Genomic DNA, 17771 nt, shown 5'->3' with positions numbered 1-17771 from the left:
CGACCGGGCGAAACGCGGTCCGAGCTCAGACGGTCTCGCCCGAGGCGACGGTCTCGGCCAGCGCGTGCACCCGCGGCAGGTGGTGCGCGCCGTAGAAGTCCGCGGCGGTCAGACGCACGGCATCCGCAGCAGCCGGCTCCGCGTGGCGGGCGACCGCGGTGACGGCGAGCGCGTGCATCCAGCCGCCGGCGAGCACACCGAGCAGCATCAGGTACGGAACGCTCACGGCGTGCGCGTCGCGCGGCGACGCCGCGAAGCCGAGCACATCGGCGGTGGCGCCACGCGCGGCACCCACGGCGCGCTCGAGGCGGTCGGCGGTGCGCCGCGCGACCTCGCCCCCGTCGGCACGAAGCGCCGCGATCGTCTCGGCGATGTCGGCGAACAGTGCCTCGGCGGTCGCTCCGCCATCGCGGATGATCTTCCGCCCGATGAGGTCGTTGGACTGGATCGCTGTGGTGCCTTCGTAGATGGGCATGATGCGGGCGTCGCGATAGTACTGCGCGGCGCCGGTCTCTTCGATGAACCCCATACCGCCGTGCACCTGGATGCCGTCGCTGGTCAGTGCGACGGCATCCTCGGTCGACCACCCCTTGAGGATGGGAACGAAGAACTCCGCGCGCGCCTGCACGGCCGCGTCGCCCGTGCGCTCAGCCCGGTCGAACAGATCGGCGACGTACACGCCGAGCGCGCGCGTCGCGAACACCTGGCTGCGCATCGACAGCAGGAGGCGTCGGACGTCGGGGTGCTCGGCGATCGGCGCGACGCCGTCCCGGCCGAGCACGCGCCCTTGTATGCGGTCTTCGGCATATGCGGTGGCCTGCTGCAGCGCCCGGTCGGCGATGCCCGTCGCCTGGAACCCCATGGCGATGCGCGCCGAGTTCATCATCACGAACATCCCCGCCAGTCCCCCGCCGACGTCGCCGACGAGGAAACCGGTCGCGTCTTCGTATGACAGCACGCACGTGGGGCTGCCGTGGATGCCGAGCTTGTGCTCGACGGCGACGGTCGTGACGGCGTTGCGCGCTCCGAGCGAGCCGTCGTCGTTCACGAGGTATTTGGGAGCCACGAACAGCGACAGCCCTTTGGCGCCTTCGGGGGCGCCCGGGGTGCGCGCGAGCACGAGGTGCACGATGTTCTCGGCGACGTCGTGGTCGCCCCAGGTGATGAAGATCTTCTGGCCGCGGATGGCGTAGCTGCCGTCGTCGCGGGGCGTCGCGGTGGTGCGAATGGCCCCGAGGTCGGTACCGGCGGCCGGCTCGGTGAGGTTCATGGTGCCCGTCCACTCGCCCGAGACCAGCTTGGTCAGGTAGGTCTCGCGGAGGGCATCGGATGCCGCGGCATCCAGCGCGTGGATCTGGCCCGCCGTGAGCAACCAGCACAGGGCGAACGCCGAGTTGGAGGCGTTCCACACCTCGCCGAGTCCGGCGCGCACGGAACCGGGCAGACCGCCTCCGCCGGCGGAGGCGGGCGCCTCGGCGCTGACCCATCCGGCCTCGACGAAGGCGCGGTACGCATCGGCGAAGCCCGCCGGCATGCGCACCTGGCCATCGATCAGCTGCGCTCCCTCACGGTCGCCGATGGTCTGCAACGGGGCGAGGACGGATGCGGCGAACTCGCCCGCTCCGGCGACGATGTCGGCGCCGTCGTCGGCGGTGAGCTCGCCGTCGGTGGCGCGGGCCACGATGTCGAGCCCGAAGGCCTCGCCGAACAGGAAGGCGTAGTCCGAGGTGGGCGGCTGGTAGTCGGCGGCCATGGCGGGCTCCTCGTGATCGGTGGCGCCGGATGAGCGCACGGGGTGAGACTGCGAATCATCATAAGTGAAACTGAGTGTCAGCGCGACTGTCGGGTCTCTGGTCGCACCCGCCGGCCGCGGCCAGGATGGGTGCCATGCCGTACGAGATTCCCGCCCCGATGCTCGCCAAGGCCGTGGCCGCCGTCCCCGACCCCGACCGCACCCTGGGCGGACTATCGTTCGAGCCGAAGTGGGACGGCTTTCGCGCGCTGATCGCCTGGGACGGCACCACCCTGGAGATCGGCTCGCGCGGCGCGAAGCCGTTGACCCGCTACTTCCCCGAACTCGTCGCCGCGTGCGCGGAGCTCCTGCCCGAGCCGTGCCTGCTCGACGGCGAGATCATCGTCGCTCTCGACGCCCGCGACGGCAGCCGTCGCCTGTCGTGGGAGGCGCTGTCGCAACGCATCCACCCCGCCGCGTCGCGGGTCGCCCAGCTGAGTGTGGACACTCCCGCCATGTTCGTCGCCTTCGACCTGCTCGCCCGCGGCGCCGACGGCCTTCAGAGCGAGCCGTTCTCGGCGCGGCGCTCGGCGCTGGAGGAGCTGCTGCGGGATGTCCCGGCACCCCTGCACCTCACGCGCGCCACCCGCGACCGCGACCTGGCGGCCCAGTGGCTCGCCCGCTTCGAGGGCGCGGGACTCGACGGCATCGTCGCCAAGCCGCTCGCACTCCCCTATGCGCCCGGAAAGCGGACCATGTACAAGGTGAAGCACGCCCGTACCGCCGATGTCGTGCTGCTGGGCTACCGCGTCCACAAGAGCGGCGCGGGCGTCGGGTCGCTTCTGCTCGGCCTCTACGACGACACCGGGGCTCTCCGCAACGTCGGCGGGGCGTCTGCCTTCAGCGACGCTCGTCGCCGCGAGCTCGTCGACGAGCTGACGCCGCTGGTGATGACGGATGCCGACGGCACTGCCGTCACGGGCGCGACCGAGCGCTCGCGCTTCTCGGCATCCAAGGACACCTCGTTCGTGCGCCTGCGGCCCGAGCGGGTGCTGGAAGTGCGCTACGACCAGCTCGAGGGCGAGCGTTTTCGCCACACGGTGCAGTTCCACCGGTGGCGGCCCGACCGTGACCCGCGCTCGTGCACCTTCGCCCAGCTCGAGCAGGTGGCGGCGTACGACCTCTCCGACGTGCTGACCTGAGCGGCCTTCTCCACAACAGCCGGATCGCACCCGAACGCACGGATCCGGCCCGCGCAGCACCGCGTGGGCCGGATCCGGCTCTCCGCGCGCGGCCTCGTCGGCGCCGGAATCCGGCGGCCGCCCAGCGACCGATCATGCAGAGGGCGAGGGTCTCCCCTCCTCCGTGGCACTGACAGTACGCGTACGCACGACCACGGGAGCGGCGCTCGACCGTGAATATCTGACGCCGTTGTTCCGGCGCCGCGCTCTCGCCCCGACGGGCGAGCGGTGCGAGGATCGGAGCATGGTCCCCGCCACGCCCGACGAGCCGGACGTGCCCGCTACGGAACCGACACTGACGCAAGAGCTCGCGCTCGAGCCGGTGCAGTTCATCGCGCGCACCGACATCGTGCTGCGCCTGGGCGCCCTCATGCTCGGAGCCGGTGCGTCCTCGGCGCGGGTGCGCGACAGCATGGTGCGCGCCGCCGCGGCGGTGGGCATCGACGACGTGCACTGCCGCGTCGGGATGACCGACATCGTCCTCACCGCTGGCCGCGGCCAGATGTTCCGCACGCGGGTCGCGGAGGTGCCCCGACCCGCGGTGGACGCCGACCGGATGACAGCCCTCAAGCGGTTGACCGCCGAGCTTCGCCCCGGAACGACTCCGGCACGCCTTCAGGCCCAGTTGAGCGAGATCGAGCGGATGCCGAGGAGGTACTCCGAAGCGACCCGCGTGCTGGCCGCGGCGCTCGCGTGTGCGGCGTTCGCTCTGCTGAACAACGGAGGCTGGCAGGAGTTCGTCGCCGTCGGCATCGCCGCAGCCGCGGGCCAGTGGGTGCGGATGCTGATCCACCGCCTGCGCACGAACGAGTTCCTCCTCGTGTTCGCCTCGGCGATGACGGCTCTGCTCGTCTACCTCGCCGCCGCCCAGGTCTTCGTGGCGCTCGGGGTTCCCGGCGGCCAACACGATGCCGCGCTGACCAGTGCCGTCCTCTACCTCGTGCCCGGCTTCCCGCTGGTCACCGGCGCGCTGGATCTCGCGCGACTCGACCTGAACGCGGGCATCGCGCGCGTGACGTACGCCGTTCTCGTACTGCTGGCCACCGGCACGGCGGTGTGGGGCGTGGCGACGCTGTTCGACGCGACGGTGACCCAGGTCGCCGCACCGGAGTTCGCCGAGCCGGTGCTGTCCTTCGTCCGCCTGGCCGCGGGCTTCGTCGGCGTGCTCGGCTTCGCACTGCTGTTCTCGACGCCGTGGGCCATCGCGCTGACCGCGTCGAGCCTCGGGGCCTTGGCGAACGTGGGCCGGCTGGCACTCGTCGACGCCCACGTGAATCCCGCCGTCGCGGCGGCCGCTGCCGCCCTCGCGGTAGGACTCGGCGCCTACCTCTTCGGTGACCGGCTGCGGGCGGCCCGCGTGACGCTCACCGTGCCGGCTGTGTTGATCATGGTTCCGGGCGCGGCCGCGTACCGATCGATCGCGGGCGTGATCGGCGGCGACACCGTGGCCGCGATCCAGAACGGCACGACCGCCGTCTTCGTCGTCGTCGCACTCGCGATCGGCCTCACCGTGGCCCGGGTGCTCACCGAACGGGAGTGGTCGCTGCCGGCCCGGTGACCCTGCGACGACCACGCGTCGTCTACGTTCGAGGGATGGGCCTGTTCCGAGACTCCTCCCGCACCGTCCGCATCGATCAGCGCGCCGACGACGCGGTCGTTGTACGAACCACCGGCGGACCGTGGCGGCTGTGGTCGGATGCCTTCGGCGCCCTCGCGATCCGGGCCGTGCAGATCCTCGTGGTCGTCGCCCTCGCCGCCGGGGTGATCTGGGGCATCCGCCAGCTGACGGTCGTGACGATCCCCCTCGTGATCGCCCTCATCCTCGCCTCCGCGTTCGCCCCGCTGATGGGCTGGCTGCGCCGCCGCGGCATCCCGTCGATCGCCGCCACTCTCCTCACCCTGCTCGCCATCGCGATCGTCCTGACCGGCATCGGCTGGCTGATCGTGTGGGCAGTGCGCGATCAGTGGGACGAGCTGTACGCCCAGGCGCAGGGCGGGTTCTCCGATCTGATGGCGTGGGCTCAGACCCTGCCACTGCAGATCGACCGGGCGCAGATCGACGAGTGGGTGTCGTCGCTCGGCGGCTTCGTGACGAGCGCACAGTTCGGCAGCGGTGCCCTCGCCGGCGTCAGTGCCGTCGCCGGCTTCATCACCGGCCTCGTCCTGATGATCGTCATGCTGTTCTTCTTCCTCAAGGACGGCCCGCAGATGTGGCAGTTCCTGCTGCGACCGTTCCGTGGCTCTGCGTACGAGCGCGCGCAACGCGTGGGCGACAAGACGGTCACCGTACTCGGCTCCTACGTACGCGGCACGGCGACGGTGGCCGCGGTAGATGCCGTCGGCATCCTCATCGGTCTGCTCATCCTCCAGGTGCCGCTGGCCCTGCCGCTGGCCGTGCTCGTCTTCCTCCTCGCCTTCATCCCCATCGTGGGAGCGACGCTCGCGGGAGCGCTCGCCGCGTTGGTCGCGCTCGTCGCCAACGGATGGGTGGTAGCGCTCGTGGTGGTGGGCGTTGTCGTCCTGGTCAACCAGCTGGAGGGCAACTTCCTGCAGCCGGTGCTGATGGGACGCTCCATGCACCTGCACGCCTTCGTGATCCTCGTCGCCCTCGCTGCCGGCACTGTGCTCGGCGGCATCGTCGGCGCTGTGCTCGCCGTGCCGCTCACCGCCGTCGCCTGGGGCATCGTGCAGGTCTGGGACGGGCCGCACACCCCGGCCCGGTGGGCGCGGCCGCATCGGCGCGAGCTCGCCCTCGACAGCGGTATGTCGTAACCGGTATCAGGGGATCCAGACGACGACGCCGCTCTGACCGCTCAGCAGCGCCGCCACGCCCGCACTCACGGCATCACGGCAACGCTCGGGCGTGAAGCTCGCCGGATCGTGATGGGCGGCCTGACCGAGATCCTCACCGCGAAAACCGGCTCCCTCCCACTCGACGGCCAGCACGTTCTCGGTCGGCTCGGCCAACTCGCCGCCCAGCACGAGGAAGGGCTGGTCGAGGTGGCTGGCCGTGACGATGGCGAGCGGGTCGACGAGACCGTCGCCGACCGACATGAGGACGTCCGGCTTCATGCCGATCGCCTCGGAGATCGCCGGGATGGGATCAGAGCCCGCGCGCACTTCGCGCAGGTCGGCGCCGACATCGTGCGCCCATGCGCGCACCGCGTCGGCCATCGTCGTGGTCCCCGATTCGTCGCCCATCGTCAGCAGGACGACGCGGTAGCCCGCCGACGGATGGGCACCGGCCCACGAGCCCGGGCTCGGCGACATGGTCGCGGCCGGTGCCAGTGGAGTCGGCGGTAAGAACCCGGGCTGCACGGCCGCAACGAGGGTGGGCGACGGGTGCGGCGTGCTCCAGTCCGACGCGCAGCCGGCGAGCGATGCCGAGGCGGCGAGCGCGACGACGGCGAGAAACCCCGTGGCGGCAGGTCGAGAAGGAAAGGCGCGCACCCCTCCAGCATCGCGTGAGAGATCGCGCCGAACGTGTCGGTGCCAGCTCGTTCGCCCAACATTGTCGCGCACGACAACCCCCGTTCACCGGGACAGCGCACGCTCGCGCCGTGCCGATTCGCCGCGTGTCTCTTCTGCTGATGGTTCTGCTCACCGCCGTGCTGGCGGTGGCCCCGTCGCTGATCACGGCATCCGCCGCGCAGGCGCATGGTTTCAGTTCGGTCGTCTTCGCCGATCTGTCGCACGACGACGAAGGCCGCACGGTGACGACTCTGCAGCTGGAGTACGACCTGCTCATCGTGTCGGCGGCCGACACGCAGCACGACGATGCGCTCTTCCGGGCGGGCACCGCCGCGTTCGCCGACCGGGACGACGACGCCATGGCGGCCGCTGTGCGCGATCACCGCGACACCGTGGCGCGCTACGTCGATGACCGTTTCACGATCGGCACGGCCGGTGACAGCGGCGGCGCGTGCACCGCCTCGGCCATCGGCGATGTGACCATGACCATGCAGGAGGGCGTGCCGTACGTCGTCATCTCCCGCGTCGAGCAGTGTCCCGCCGCGGAGGCGCACATCGTTCGCAGCACGCTCTTCAGCGACGATGAGGGCTACGTCACGGGAACCAAGACGATCCTCACCTACGACATCGACCTGCACACCGGATCGGCGGCCCTCGACGGCTCGACTCCGGAGTTCTCCACCGCGCAGAGCACGTGGGAGCGCTTCTGGGAGTTCTTCCACTTGGGCGCGGAGCACCTGCTGACCGGCATCGACCACATCCTCTTCCTGTTGGCTCTCATCGCGGGTTCGCGCAAGCTCCGCGAGATCGTGCTGGCCGCGACGGTGTTCACCCTGGCGCATTCGGTGACCTTCATCCTCGCCGCGACCAAGGTCGTGAGTCTGCCGAGCATCGTCATCGAGCCCACCATCGCGCTGTCGATCTCGATCGTCGCGGCCTGGTACCTGGTACGACTGTGGCGAAAGGGCGAAGCGGCCACCGAGCTGAGCCGCGACTCGGGGCCACTGGGACTGGATCGCGCGGGGTGGCTGCGACTGCTGGTCGTGTTCTGCTTCGGACTCATCCACGGCCTCGGCTTCGCCTCGGCGCTCGGCATCGACGAGCCATGGTCGTGGACGCTGCTGTGGTCGCTGCTCGTGTTCAACCTCGGCATCGAGGCGGTGCAGATCGGACTGATCGCGCTCGTCTTCCCGTTGCTGGTGCTGTTGCGGCGACGGGCGCCGCGCATCGCCATGTGGGCCACCGGCGCGCTGGCCGTGGCCGTCACCCTGGCCGGACTCATCTGGTTCGTACAGCGGGTGTTCGGCTGGGAGTGAGCCGGTTCTGGTCAAACTCTCAGAGTTTCGCCTCGACGTCACCGCTTCTGACCGAGATGTTCACCGCTGTGTCATCCCGGGAGCGGATCGTCCAGATGACGCCCTCGTGGCGCCTGCCTCCGGCCCTTCGCCGCGCATCCCACACCCCATGAACGGACAGACAATGCCGCACTTCGCTGCACCGCGAGCGCCGCGCCTCCCGCGCCGGTCGGTCGCTTGGATCACCGCCGCCGCCCTGTGCGCGACGGCCTTCGCGGGAGTCGTCGCCACTCCCGCCGTCGCCGACACCCCGACCACACTGAGCGGCGTCGTCCTCGGCGTCGGCGCCGACGAGACCCAGCGCATCGTGAGCTGGTACTCGTCCGACGACACCGCACAGATCGTCCAGGTCGCCCCGACGGCCTCGCTCGTAGGCGGCGACTTCCCGGCATCCGCCGTCACCTTCGCCGCCACCGGCGCTGCGAACATCGCCACCAGCGGTGGATTCAACCGCCACGCGAGCATCACCGGCCTGCAGGAGAACACGCAGTACTCCTACCGCGTCGGCGCCGTCGGCAACTGGTCGACGACCGCGACGTTCCAGACGCACTCATTCGACGGCGACTTCGATTTCCTGTTCTACGGCGACCCGCAGATCGGTTCGTCGGGAGACCTCGCCAAAGACACCGCGGGGTGGGTCGACACCGTCAACGTCTCGTTGCAGTCGAACCCGAACGCCGAGCTGCTCGTCTCGGGCGGCGACCAGGTCGACAAGGCGAACAATGAGGCGCAGTGGGGCGGCTTCCTCGCTCCCGCCCAGCTGCGCAACTACCCCTGGGTCGCCACGATCGGCAACCACGACGTCGGCGGCAAGGCGTACGAGCAGCACTTCTTCACGCCCAACACCGATCGTTCCGGTCAGTACTACGTCAACGGCGACCCGAGCTCGAACTCCTCGGGCGGCGACTACTGGTTCATCCACAAGGATGTGCTGTTCATCGACCTCAACTCGAACAGCTACGCCACCTCCAGCGGAGGCGGTGGCGACGCGGCGCACATCCAGTACGTGACCGACGTCATCAACGCCCATGGCGCACAAGCGAAGTACACCGTGCTCGTGTACCACCACTCGATCTACTCGCCCGCCGACCACGCGCAGGATGACGACAACAAGGTGCGCCGCGTCGACTTCCCCACCACGTTCTCTCAGCTCGGTGTCGACCTGGTGCTGCAGGGCCATGACCACAGCTACTCGCGCTCGTACGAGATCAAGAACGGCCAGAAGGCGAACGCGGGCGAGCAGCCCGGTCAGAACGAGGTGTTCGAGGGCCCCGGCGGCGTCGTCTACGTCACGGCGAACTCCGCGTCGGGCTCGAAGTACTACGACCTGACGACCCCCGTCGCCGGCGACGCCACGTCGGGCGCGGGTAACGGCGCCGACCCGCAGAATCCGTCGAACTACTGGTACAACTCGGTCGAGAACCAGGAGCATGTCCGCACCTTCGTCAAGGTGCAGGTGCAGAAGGACGCGCTCGTCGTGCAGAACGTCCGCTCCGGCACCTGCGCCGCGCCCAACGCGGCCGTCGAGGTGGGACGCGTGCTCTGGTGCGGCCCGGCGAACGGTACGCAGGCGGCGCTTCCCGTCGGCTCGGTGCAGGACGAGGTGACCATCCACCCCAACCACGGTGACGGCCAGGACATCCAGGTCGACGTGCCCGATGCGGCGCCGGGTGAGTTCGGCTGGACGATCAACGGCCACAACGGCCTGGTCGACCTCGGCACCGCCGCGGAGAAGAGCAACACGTACTTCGAGGCCACCGGCCAGATCAATCCCCTCACGGTGACCGACACCCGTCGCGCCGTCGCCCCCTGGTCGATCGCGGCCAAGGTCGGCGACTTCACCGACGGGAGCAAGTCGTTCTCCGGAAAGTACCTCGGCTGGACTCCGAAGCTCGTGACCGCCGGTGGCGGCGCGGTCGCCGGTGCGTCCGTCGCATCCGGGTACGACAGCGGCACGGGCCTGTCCGACTCGCGAGTGCTCGGCTCTGCCGCGCAGGGACACGAGCGCGGCACGGCTGTCATCGGCTCCGACCTGGATCTGAAGATCCCGCTCGATATCGACAAGGGGAGCTACCGCGGCACGCTCACCCTCACCGCGATCAGCAACTGACCGCACGCGGTCACCACAACTGAACAGCTCCACTCCGCGCCCCGGGCGGGTCGACGGCCACCGCCGTCGGCCCGTTCGGGACGCCGCCGTTTCCGTCCGACTCGAAGGACCATCGCATGATCCGATCTTCCCGGCGCCGTGCCGCCGCTCTGCTCGCCGTCGCCCTGTTCGCCGCTCTCGCGGTACCCACCCCCGCGTGGGCGACTCTGCAGAGCACTGCCGCCGGCGACGACAGCAGCGCGAACGACGTGACCTGGACGGTGCGCACCGCCTCGAATGGGTTCGGCAAGGAACGCACGTCGTACACCTACGCCGTCGACCCGGGGCAGAGCATCACCGACGCCCTCGTGGTGAGCAACCACGGCACCGCGCCCCTCCAGCTCGCCGTCTACGCGGCCGACGGCTACACCGGCGCCGGCGGCCAACTCGACCTGCTGACGCCCGGGGAAACCTCGCTCAACGTCGGCGCCTGGACGCAGGCCGGTTCGTCGACGATCACGGTCGCGCCCGACGAGTCCGCGACCGTGCCGTTCGTGCTCGCGGTTCCGTCCACCGCGACCCCGGGCGACTACGTCGGCGGCATCGTCACCTCCCTCGCATCCTCGGCCGACCAGGGCATCTCGGTCGACCGCCGTCTCGGCATCCGCATCGGTCTGCGTGTCGCGGGCGCGCTTGCGCCGTCACTGACGATCGAGAACCCGCAGGTCGCCTGGGGCGGCTCGTGGTCGCTCGGCACCGGCACGGCAACGCTCAGCTACACCCTGCACAACACCGGCAACACCACGCTGGGCGCCCAGCAGGCGGCGTCGATCGCCGGGCCCTTCGGCTGGTTTGCCACGGATGCCGGGGATGTCGACCCCGCCGTGCAGATCCTGCCCGGCGAGACCCGCGACGTGCAGATCACGGTGCCGGCCATCGCGGGCATGCTGGCGCTCGTGGGCTCGGCGACGGTGACTCCGATCGTGGTGGACGCCTCGGGCTCGACCACCGCTCTCGCGCCTGTCGCCGCGCAGGCCATCGGCCTCGCCGTGCCCTGGTTGCTGGTCCTGATCGTCGTGCTCGCCGCGGGCCTCGCCGTCGGCGCGGTGTGGCTGCGACGCCGGCGCATGGCCGTGCGCCGCCGCGAGGAGGACGACCGCGTCGCACGAGCGGTGGCGGACGCTCTCGCCGAGGTTCAGGGCGCTGCGCAGAACGCAGGCTCCCCCGCCGCTGCCCCGACGAGCTCGGTCAGAGCCGCGTCGGACTGAGCCGGCCTCAGTCTTTCTTGGCGCGGCTGGGTTGCACGCGCGGTGGCTCACCCGGCATCTTGGGGAACTCGGGCGGGAACGGCAGTTCGCCGAGGCCCGCGTCGAGGTCGCGCTGCCACCACGCGAGGAGCGTATCGATGCGGCCCGGGCTGTCGGCCAGCGCAGCCCAGGGGTCGCCGATCTCGGCGAGGCGCTGCGGGACGGTGCGCACCGTGAACGCCGCCGGGTCGACGCCGTCGGCCAGCTCATCCCAACTGATGGGCGTTGCGACGGTGGCAGATGGCAGCGCGCGGGGACTGTAAGCCCCCGCCATGGTGCGGTCGCGATTGGCCTGGTTGAAGTCGATGAAGATGCGCTGGCCGCGCTCTTCCTTCCACCAGTCCATCGTCACCGCGTCGGGTAGTCGCCGCGCCAGCTCACGCCCCGCCGCGATGACCGCGTGCCGGACGTCGAGGAACTCGTGCGTAGGTTCGATGGGGCAGAACACGTGGATGCCGCGGTTGCCGCTCGTCTTCAGCCACGCCTCGAGTCCCGCCTCACGAAGCACTTCGCGGAGTACCGGGGCGACAGCGGCGGCATCCGCGAAATCGGTGCCGGGTTGCGGGTCGAGGTCGATCCGCAGCTCGACGGGGTTGTCGGTGTCACGTGCCAGTGAGGCCCACGGGTGGAAGACGACCGTGTTCATCTGCACAGCCCAGACGATCGCCGCCGCCTCGTCCAAGACCACTTGGGGGTGCCGACGCCCACTGTTGTAGGTGCACATCACCTCGTGCACATAGTCGGGAGCTCCGCGCGGTGGATTCTTGGAGAAGAAGCGCTCGCCGTCGACCGTATCGGCGAAACGCTCCAGCGACACCGGCCGATGGCCGTTGGCGCGCAAGAACGGTTCCGCGACGGCGATGACGTACTCGGCGAGCTCGTGCTTGGTGATGCCCAGTTCCGGCCAGATCACGCGGTTCGGACTCGAGAGCGACGCCTGCCGGCCGCCGACGTCGATCGTGATCCGCTCTGATGCCATGCCTCGACCCTAGGTGCCGGGCGAGGTACGCGACAGGGGGTTGCGGGTCGCGTGATCGCACCGGATCTGGCCCGCGCTTGGGCTGTCGGCGCACGCGGGCGCGAGTCAGTCGGCCGCGAGGGCGATGACCCCGGCCAGCGCGTCGCGGTCGAGCTCGATCCACGGGCCGCCGGGATCGACGACGACGCCGGTGAGACCGGGCTCGGATGCCAGGGCACGCCCGAGCTGCTCGGGCTGCAGCGGCAGTGGGCTGTCACCGCGCCCGAGGGCGACCACCTCCAGCGGATGCGAGAACACCTCCATGCGCCGCTGCCCGTCGGGCGCGCGCACTTCGGCCAGGCCCATGCGCCCCTCGGCATCCGCGCCACCGGCGACCCACACCGGCACACGCGAAAGGGCGTCGGCGACGCGGGCGGCCGTGCTCTCATCGCGCGGTGCCGACAACAGCGTCTTGATCTCGAAGGTCGGTTCGGCCTCCTCCACGGCGCGGCCGATGAGCGGGGCGGGCAGGATCAGGCGCGCACCCGCGCTGGCGTGGTCGAGGTAGATGCCGTCGTAGCCGCTGGACACGGCGTTGCGCAGCACCTCGATCGCGGGCTGGCCGATGACCGAGGTCGAGGCCCCGTTCTCCGAATCAACGCTCGCCTGCAGCGCCGCGCCGCCGCTGAAGGCGAGGAGGAAGCGCTTTCCTTCGAGCGCGGCGATCGCGAGGTTGATCTGCTCTCCCGCGGCCAGGAGCGCCTGCACGTCGCCCTGCGCACGCAGGAACAGCTGCCCCTGCATCGCCTGGCGCATGACGTTCATGATCTCGGTGCTCTGCGGGTCATCCGACAGGGCGGCGAGCGCCGCCTTGAGCAGACCGTTGTCGACGAGCCCCGGTACGATCTCGCGTGACTCGGGCGCCGTCGCCGGCGGCCGCTCGGCGGCGACCGAACCGGCCGGCGTCGACGCAGCGGAGTGGTCACCGAACGTCGAGACCGAGATGCCGACGTGCGGCACCGATTCGACGGCGACCTGCTCACCGGGGTCGGACTCGGCTCCGGATGCCGGGACCTGATCGGGCTGGTCGGAGCTGCCGCGACGCGAGAACAATGCCATGGGCTCGAGCCTAGCCGCGCCGGTCGCCGAACCGTTTCCGGGCCCGCAGTGCTAGAGCTTCTGGATCGGTGCGATCTTGATCAGCAGCTTCTTCTGCCCGGCGCTATCGAAACGCACGTGCGCGACCCGCTTGGCGCCCTCACCGGTGATCTGGTCGACGCGCCCTTCACCGAAGTCATCGTGACGGATGCGGTCGCCGGGAACGAGCTCCATATCGCCGTTGTCGCGGACCTTTGCCGGGATGCGGTTGGCGAACTTGGTCAGGTCGCCCGCGGGCTTCTCCCGACGCGGCAGCGGCACCAGATCGTCGCCGTAGCGCGACCCGGATCCACCGCGGAAGCCGCCGCCGGAACCGCCGGAACCACCGGTTCGTCGGGAGTTGAGCGCGCGCGGCCCCCGCGAGTTGATGTCGCCCGGAGACTGCCGCCAGTCGATGAGCTCGTGCGGGATCTCCTGCAGGAATCGGCTCGGCATGGCGACCGACACCTCGCCGAACTGCGCGCGCGTCATCGCGAGAGACAGGTGCAGGCGTTTGCGTGCGCGCGTCAGCGCCACGTAGAAGAGTCGGCGCTCCTCCTGCGGGCCGCCCGGCTCGCCCGCCGAGATGCGGTGCGGGATCAGGTCTTCCTCGACGCCGGTGACGAACACGGCGTCATACTCCAGCCCCTTGGCCGTGTGCATCGTCATCAGCGATACGGACCCGGAGGCGTCGGCCAGGTCGTCGGCATCCGAGACGAGGGCGACCTCGGTCAGGAAATCGAGAATCGTGCCGTCGGGGTTGTTGCGGGCGAACTCGCGGGTGACGGCGACGAGTTCGTCGATGTTCTCGACCCGGGCTTCATCCTGCGGATCTTTCGACATCCGCAGCGCATCGAGATACCCGCTCTTGTTGAGCAGAACGTTCAGCCCCTCCGTGACCGAGGTCGGCGGCGGCGCCTCGCCCGAAGCGGGCAGCAAGATCGCGGTCGCCTCCGCGAGCACCGCATCGAGCTGGGCGATCGCGGCTTGGATCTTGGGGCCGACGCCCAGCGCGGAGGCGTTGGCGAGGGCGTCGCGGAAGGTGATGTCCTGCTCGGCCGCGTAGCGGGCGATGGAGGTCTCGGTGACGTCGCCGATGCCGCGGCGCGGCTTGTTGAGGATGCGGCGCACGCTCAACTCGTCGGCGGGGTTCGCGACGGCGATGAGGTAGGCCATCGCGTCTTTGATCTCGGCACGGTCATAGAACTTGGTGCCGCCCATGATCTTGTAGGGCACGGCCGAGCGGATGAAGATCTCTTCCAGTGCACGCGACTGCGAGTTGGTGCGGTAGAACACCGCCATCTCGCCGTAGGCCAGCCCGGCGCGGTGCAGCGCCTCGACCTCGTCGGCGACGAACTGCGCCTCATCGTGCTGCGAGTAACCGGTGAAGCCCACGATCTTCTCGCCCGCGCCGACATCGGTCCACAGCTTCTTGTCCTTGCGGTCGAAGTTGTTGCTGATGACGGCGTTGGCGGCGGTGAGGATGTTCTGGGTCGACCGGTAGTTCTGCTCGAGCAGCACGACCTTCGCGCCCGGATAGTCGCGCTCGAACTCGGTGATGTTGCGGATGTCGGCGCCGCGGAACGCATAGATGGACTGGTCGGAGTCGCCGACCACGGTCAGCGACGCGCCGTCGGTCTCATCGAGGAGGGCGCCGACATCTTCGATCGGGCGGGTGAGCTCGTGGATGAGCGCGTACTGCGCGTGGTTGGTGTCCTGGTACTCGTCGACGAGGATGTGCCGGAACCGGCGCCGGTAGGTGTCGGCGACGTGCGGGAAGGCGCGGAAGAGGTAGACGGTCTGGGCGATGAGGTCGTCGAAGTCGAAGGCGTTCGCGCGCTGCAGCGCCCGCTGGTAGTCGGCGAAGATCTCGGCGAAGATGCGCTCGGCGGGGTCGCTGAGGTTCGCCGTGCGGGCGAACGACTCAGCATCTGCGAGCTCGTTCTTGAGCTTCGAGATGCGGCCCTGCACGGATGCCGGGGTCAGACCGAACGCGTCGGCTTCGTGCTCCTTGACGAGACGCTTGATGAGCGCGCGCGAGTCGCCGGAGTCGTAGATGGTGAAGCTCTTCGTGAAGCCGAACTGCTCGGCCTCGCGGCGGAGGATGCGCACGCACGCGGAGTGGAACGTCGAGATCCACATGCCCTGCGCGGTGTCGCCGATGAGGTGCTGCACGCGCTCGCGCATCTCTCCGGCGGCCTTGTTCGTGAAGGTGATCGCGAGGATCTGACTCGGCCAGGCTTCTCGTCCCCGCAGCAGCGATGCGATGCGCCGCGTGAGCACGCTGGTCTTGCCCGACCCGGCGCCGGCCACGATGAGCAGCGCCGGCCCGCGGTACACGACGGCTTCGCGCTGCGGGGGGTTGAGCCCGGTCAGCAGGTCTTCGTCGATGCGCCCACCCGAGCCGCGCGCGACATCTGTGGGCATGCCGACGATGACGGGCTTGATCGGCTCATTCATAACCCGTCAAGTCTAGGTCGCGCCTCCGACATCCCGCTCAGAGCAGCCGACGCTCCGAGGCCCACGCCGTCAGTTCGTGCCGCGACGAGAGCTGCAGCTTGCGCAGCACGGCGGACACGTGGGTCTCGACGGTCTTGATGGAGATGAACAGCGCCGCGGCCACCTCCTTGTAGGCATAGCCACGCGCAATGAGGCGCATGACCTCCTGCTCGCGCGTGGACAGCCGGTCGAGTTCGTCATCGACGGCGGCCGTCTCCCCCGACACCGCCCCGAAGGCGTCGAGCACGAAGCCCGCGAGCCGCGGCGAGAACACCGCGTCGCCGCCGGCCACCGCCTGCGCCGCGCGGCTCACCTCGACCCCCGACGACCCCTTCGTGATGTAGCCACGGGCGCCGGCGCGGATCACGCGGACGACGTCCTCCGCGGCATCCGACACACTCAGAGCCAGAAAACGAGTGGGCACCGTGGACGAGGCGCGGATGACCTCCTCGCCACCGGTCGCATCGGTGCCGCTGCCGTCGCTGCCACCGGGCAGGTGCACGTCGAGCAGCACGACGTCGGGGCGTGTGTCGGCGACGATCGCGATCGCGCTCGGCACGTCGGCGGCCTCGCCGACAACGGTCACGGTGTCGTCGAGGTCGCTGCGCAGACCCGAGCGGAAGATCGAATGGTCGTCGACGATGACGACGCGGATGCTGTCAGCCACGACCGCCCACCTCCTCCCGCGCCGACCGCAGGTGCACTTCGGTGCCGCCTGAACCGGAGCTCACCGTGGCGGCGCCGCCGAGCCGGCGGAGGCGGCCGATGATCGACTGTCGCACGCCGAGTCGGTCGCTGGGCACGTGCGCGAGGTCGAAGCCGGGGCCGCGGTCTCGCACGAAGACATCGACGCCGTCGACCCCGCCCTCGATGTACACCGAGACCTCGCCGCCGGCGTGCCGGGCCGCGTTGAGCATCGCCTCGCGCGCGGCGGCCGCGATTTCGCCGCTCGCGCGTTCGGTCGAGGCGCCCGCCGCCACGACGTCGATACGCACCGGGTAGTCGAGTTCGAGCGCGGCGGCGTAGTCGCGCAGATCGGTGGGCAGGTCGCTGTCGGCGGGCTGGTCGCCGTCGTAGAGCCACGCACGCAGCTCGCGCTCCTGCGCGCGTGCGAGGCGCGCGACGTCGCTCGAGGCTCCACCGCGGTTCTGGATGAGCGCGAGTGTCTGCAGCACCGAGTCATGCAGATGGGCCGCCATCTCGGAGCGCTGCTCTTCGCGGATGCGCTTGTCGCGCTCACCCGACAGTTCGCGCCACTTCTCGACGAGGTTCGTCGAGGCCAGCGCGGCGAGGCCGACGAGGGGGACAATGACCACGAGCACGTCCGCAACGCCCCCGTCTCGCGCAGCGAGAAGGGTCAGCGCCAGCGCCGCGACGATGAGGATGGCACCAGCGGTGCGCACGGCCATCGCGTGCCGAGGCCCTCGGGCCGGATCGCGTCGATCGATGAGCGCTGCCCAGACGCCCGCGGCGACCGCGACCGCTGTCACGGCGAGGACCAGCCCGACGAGCGCCGGCGTGAATCGCCGTCCGTCGCCGGCAGCGAGGACGGTGAGAGGCACAAGCGCGACGGCGGCGAACGCCGTGAGGGTCCAGGCGACCGGCGCAGCGCTCGTCGCCGGTTCGTCGCCGGACTGGCGCGGTGTGAATGCCCAACACCAGGCGTAGAAGAGGATGCCGGCGCCGCCGGTCAGCGCCAGCACGACGAACAGGGCGCGCACCGCTGTCACCGGCGCACCGAGGTGGCGGGAGAGACCCTCTGCGACCCCGGTGACGAGGCACTCGCGGGGACGGACGAGCGGCGGCCTCGGCGGCGGCGCGGGGCGCGGGGCGCGCTCGGGGCGCGCGGCGTCCGGAAACGCGGAGGTCGTCATACGGCCCATCAAACCACTCACCCCGGCCGCTGCCCTCGTCGCGAGAACGCAAATCAGGGTCGCGTCAGGGGTTCCCCCCATAGTGGCCCGTTCGCCCGAGAAGACAGG

At 70.2% G+C, this 17771-nt stretch carries 13 protein-coding genes; 6 read left to right on the top strand and 7 right to left on the bottom strand.

The window, feature by feature from the left end:
* Positions 1-25: 25 nt before the first annotated feature.
* Positions 26-1792: an acyl-CoA dehydrogenase gene (locus ITJ43_RS05200; protein WP_323741129.1), complete on the bottom strand. Its 1767-nt coding sequence runs from the start codon at positions 1790-1792 to the stop codon at positions 26-28.
* Positions 1793-1887: 95 nt separating this feature from the next.
* Between ITJ43_RS05200 and ITJ43_RS05195 the strand changes: the two genes are divergently transcribed.
* From ITJ43_RS05195 to ITJ43_RS05185, 3 genes are all read left to right on the top strand, one after another.
* Complete coding sequence (locus tag ITJ43_RS05195) at positions 1888-2934, top strand: ATP-dependent DNA ligase (RefSeq protein ID WP_194582763.1); 1047 nt, start codon at positions 1888-1890, stop codon at positions 2932-2934.
* A gap of 283 nt (positions 2935-3217) precedes the next feature.
* Complete coding sequence (locus ITJ43_RS05190; protein ID WP_194582762.1) at positions 3218-4531, top strand: threonine/serine ThrE exporter family protein; 1314 nt, start codon at positions 3218-3220, stop codon at positions 4529-4531.
* Between the two features lie 35 nt (positions 4532-4566).
* A complete protein-coding gene (locus ITJ43_RS05185; protein WP_194582761.1) occupies positions 4567-5745 on the top strand; it encodes an AI-2E family transporter in 1179 nt (392 codons plus the stop codon).
* Positions 5746-5751: 6 nt separating this feature from the next.
* On the opposite strand, the gene ITJ43_RS05180 is transcribed toward ITJ43_RS05185, so the two are convergent.
* Complete coding sequence (locus ITJ43_RS05180) at positions 5752-6423, bottom strand: hypothetical protein (protein WP_194582760.1); 672 nt, start codon at positions 6421-6423, stop codon at positions 5752-5754.
* A gap of 110 nt (positions 6424-6533) precedes the next feature.
* Between ITJ43_RS05180 and ITJ43_RS05175 the strand changes: the two genes are divergently transcribed.
* The 3 genes from ITJ43_RS05175 to ITJ43_RS05165 all read left to right on the top strand — a co-directional run bounded on the left by ITJ43_RS05175 (position 6534) and on the right by ITJ43_RS05165 (position 11156).
* On the top strand, positions 6534-7760 hold the full coding sequence (locus ITJ43_RS05175; protein ID WP_323741128.1) for a HupE/UreJ family protein: 1227 nt from the start codon (positions 6534-6536) through the stop codon (positions 7758-7760).
* A 148-nt stretch (positions 7761-7908) separates the two neighbouring features.
* Positions 7909-9909 carry a purple acid phosphatase family protein gene (locus tag ITJ43_RS05170; RefSeq protein ID WP_228495480.1) on the top strand — a complete coding sequence of 667 codons (2001 nt, stop codon included), beginning with the start codon at positions 7909-7911 and terminating at the stop codon, positions 9907-9909.
* A gap of 116 nt (positions 9910-10025) precedes the next feature.
* Positions 10026-11156: a WxL protein peptidoglycan domain-containing protein gene (locus tag ITJ43_RS05165; RefSeq protein WP_194582759.1), complete on the top strand. Its 1131-nt coding sequence runs from the start codon at positions 10026-10028 to the stop codon at positions 11154-11156.
* Between the two features lie 7 nt (positions 11157-11163).
* On the opposite strand, the gene ligD is transcribed toward ITJ43_RS05165, so the two are convergent.
* The 5 genes from ligD to ITJ43_RS05140 all read right to left on the bottom strand — a co-directional run bounded on the left by ligD (position 11164) and on the right by ITJ43_RS05140 (position 17663).
* Entirely contained in the window at positions 11164-12174 is a 1011-nt protein-coding gene (gene ligD / locus ITJ43_RS05160) for a non-homologous end-joining DNA ligase (protein ID WP_194582758.1), read from the bottom strand.
* A 105-nt stretch (positions 12175-12279) separates the two neighbouring features.
* Positions 12280-13272 carry an SseB family protein gene (locus tag ITJ43_RS05155; protein ID WP_194582757.1) on the bottom strand — a complete coding sequence of 331 codons (993 nt, stop codon included), beginning with the start codon at positions 13270-13272 and terminating at the stop codon, positions 12280-12282.
* Positions 13273-13323: 51 nt separating this feature from the next.
* Positions 13324-15750 (bottom strand): ATP-dependent helicase, encoded by a 2427-nt coding sequence (locus tag ITJ43_RS05150; RefSeq protein ID WP_194582756.1) that lies wholly within the window; start codon positions 15748-15750, stop codon positions 13324-13326.
* 37 nt (positions 15751-15787) lie between these two features.
* Positions 15788-16456 carry a LuxR C-terminal-related transcriptional regulator gene (locus tag ITJ43_RS05145; RefSeq protein ID WP_194582755.1) on the bottom strand — a complete coding sequence of 223 codons (669 nt, stop codon included), beginning with the start codon at positions 16454-16456 and terminating at the stop codon, positions 15788-15790.
* A complete protein-coding gene (locus tag ITJ43_RS05140) occupies positions 16449-17663 on the bottom strand; it encodes an ATP-binding protein (RefSeq protein WP_194582754.1) in 1215 nt (404 codons plus the stop codon). The genes ITJ43_RS05145 and ITJ43_RS05140 overlap by 8 nt, the downstream gene beginning before the upstream one ends.
* Between the last annotated feature and the right edge of the window lie 108 nt (positions 17664-17771).

Origin of the sequence: Microbacterium sp. VKM Ac-2870 (assembly GCF_015350795.1) — a bacterium.
GTDB lineage: Bacteria > Actinomycetota > Actinomycetes > Actinomycetales > Microbacteriaceae > Microbacterium.
Note: the sequence above shows the minus strand (reverse complement) of the source record. Positions and strands in the feature narration are given on the sequence as shown.

Bases quoted from the DNA above. Each gene is read 5' to 3' on its own strand.
- ITJ43_RS05195 (WP_194582763.1), top strand. From the start codon at position 1,888: ATGCCGTACGAGATTCCCGCCCCGATGCTCGCCAAGGCCGTGGCCGCC.
- ITJ43_RS05190 (WP_194582762.1), top strand. From the start codon at position 3,218: ATGGTCCCCGCCACGCCCGACGAGCCGGACGTGCCCGCTACGGAACCG.
- ITJ43_RS05185 (WP_194582761.1), top strand. From the start codon at position 4,567: ATGGGCCTGTTCCGAGACTCCTCCCGCACCGTCCGCATCGATCAGCGC.
- ITJ43_RS05170 (WP_228495480.1), top strand. From the start codon at position 7,909: ATGAACGGACAGACAATGCCGCACTTCGCTGCACCGCGAGCGCCGCGC.
- ITJ43_RS05165 (WP_194582759.1), top strand. From the start codon at position 10,026: ATGATCCGATCTTCCCGGCGCCGTGCCGCCGCTCTGCTCGCCGTCGCC.
- ligD (WP_194582758.1), bottom strand. From the start codon at position 12,174: ATGGCATCAGAGCGGATCACGATCGACGTCGGCGGCCGGCAGGCGTCG.
- ITJ43_RS05155 (WP_194582757.1), bottom strand. From the start codon at position 13,272: ATGGCATTGTTCTCGCGTCGCGGCAGCTCCGACCAGCCCGATCAGGTC.
- ITJ43_RS05150 (WP_194582756.1), bottom strand. From the start codon at position 15,750: ATGAATGAGCCGATCAAGCCCGTCATCGTCGGCATGCCCACAGATGTC.
- ITJ43_RS05140 (WP_194582754.1), bottom strand. From the start codon at position 17,663: ATGACGACCTCCGCGTTTCCGGACGCCGCGCGCCCCGAGCGCGCCCCG.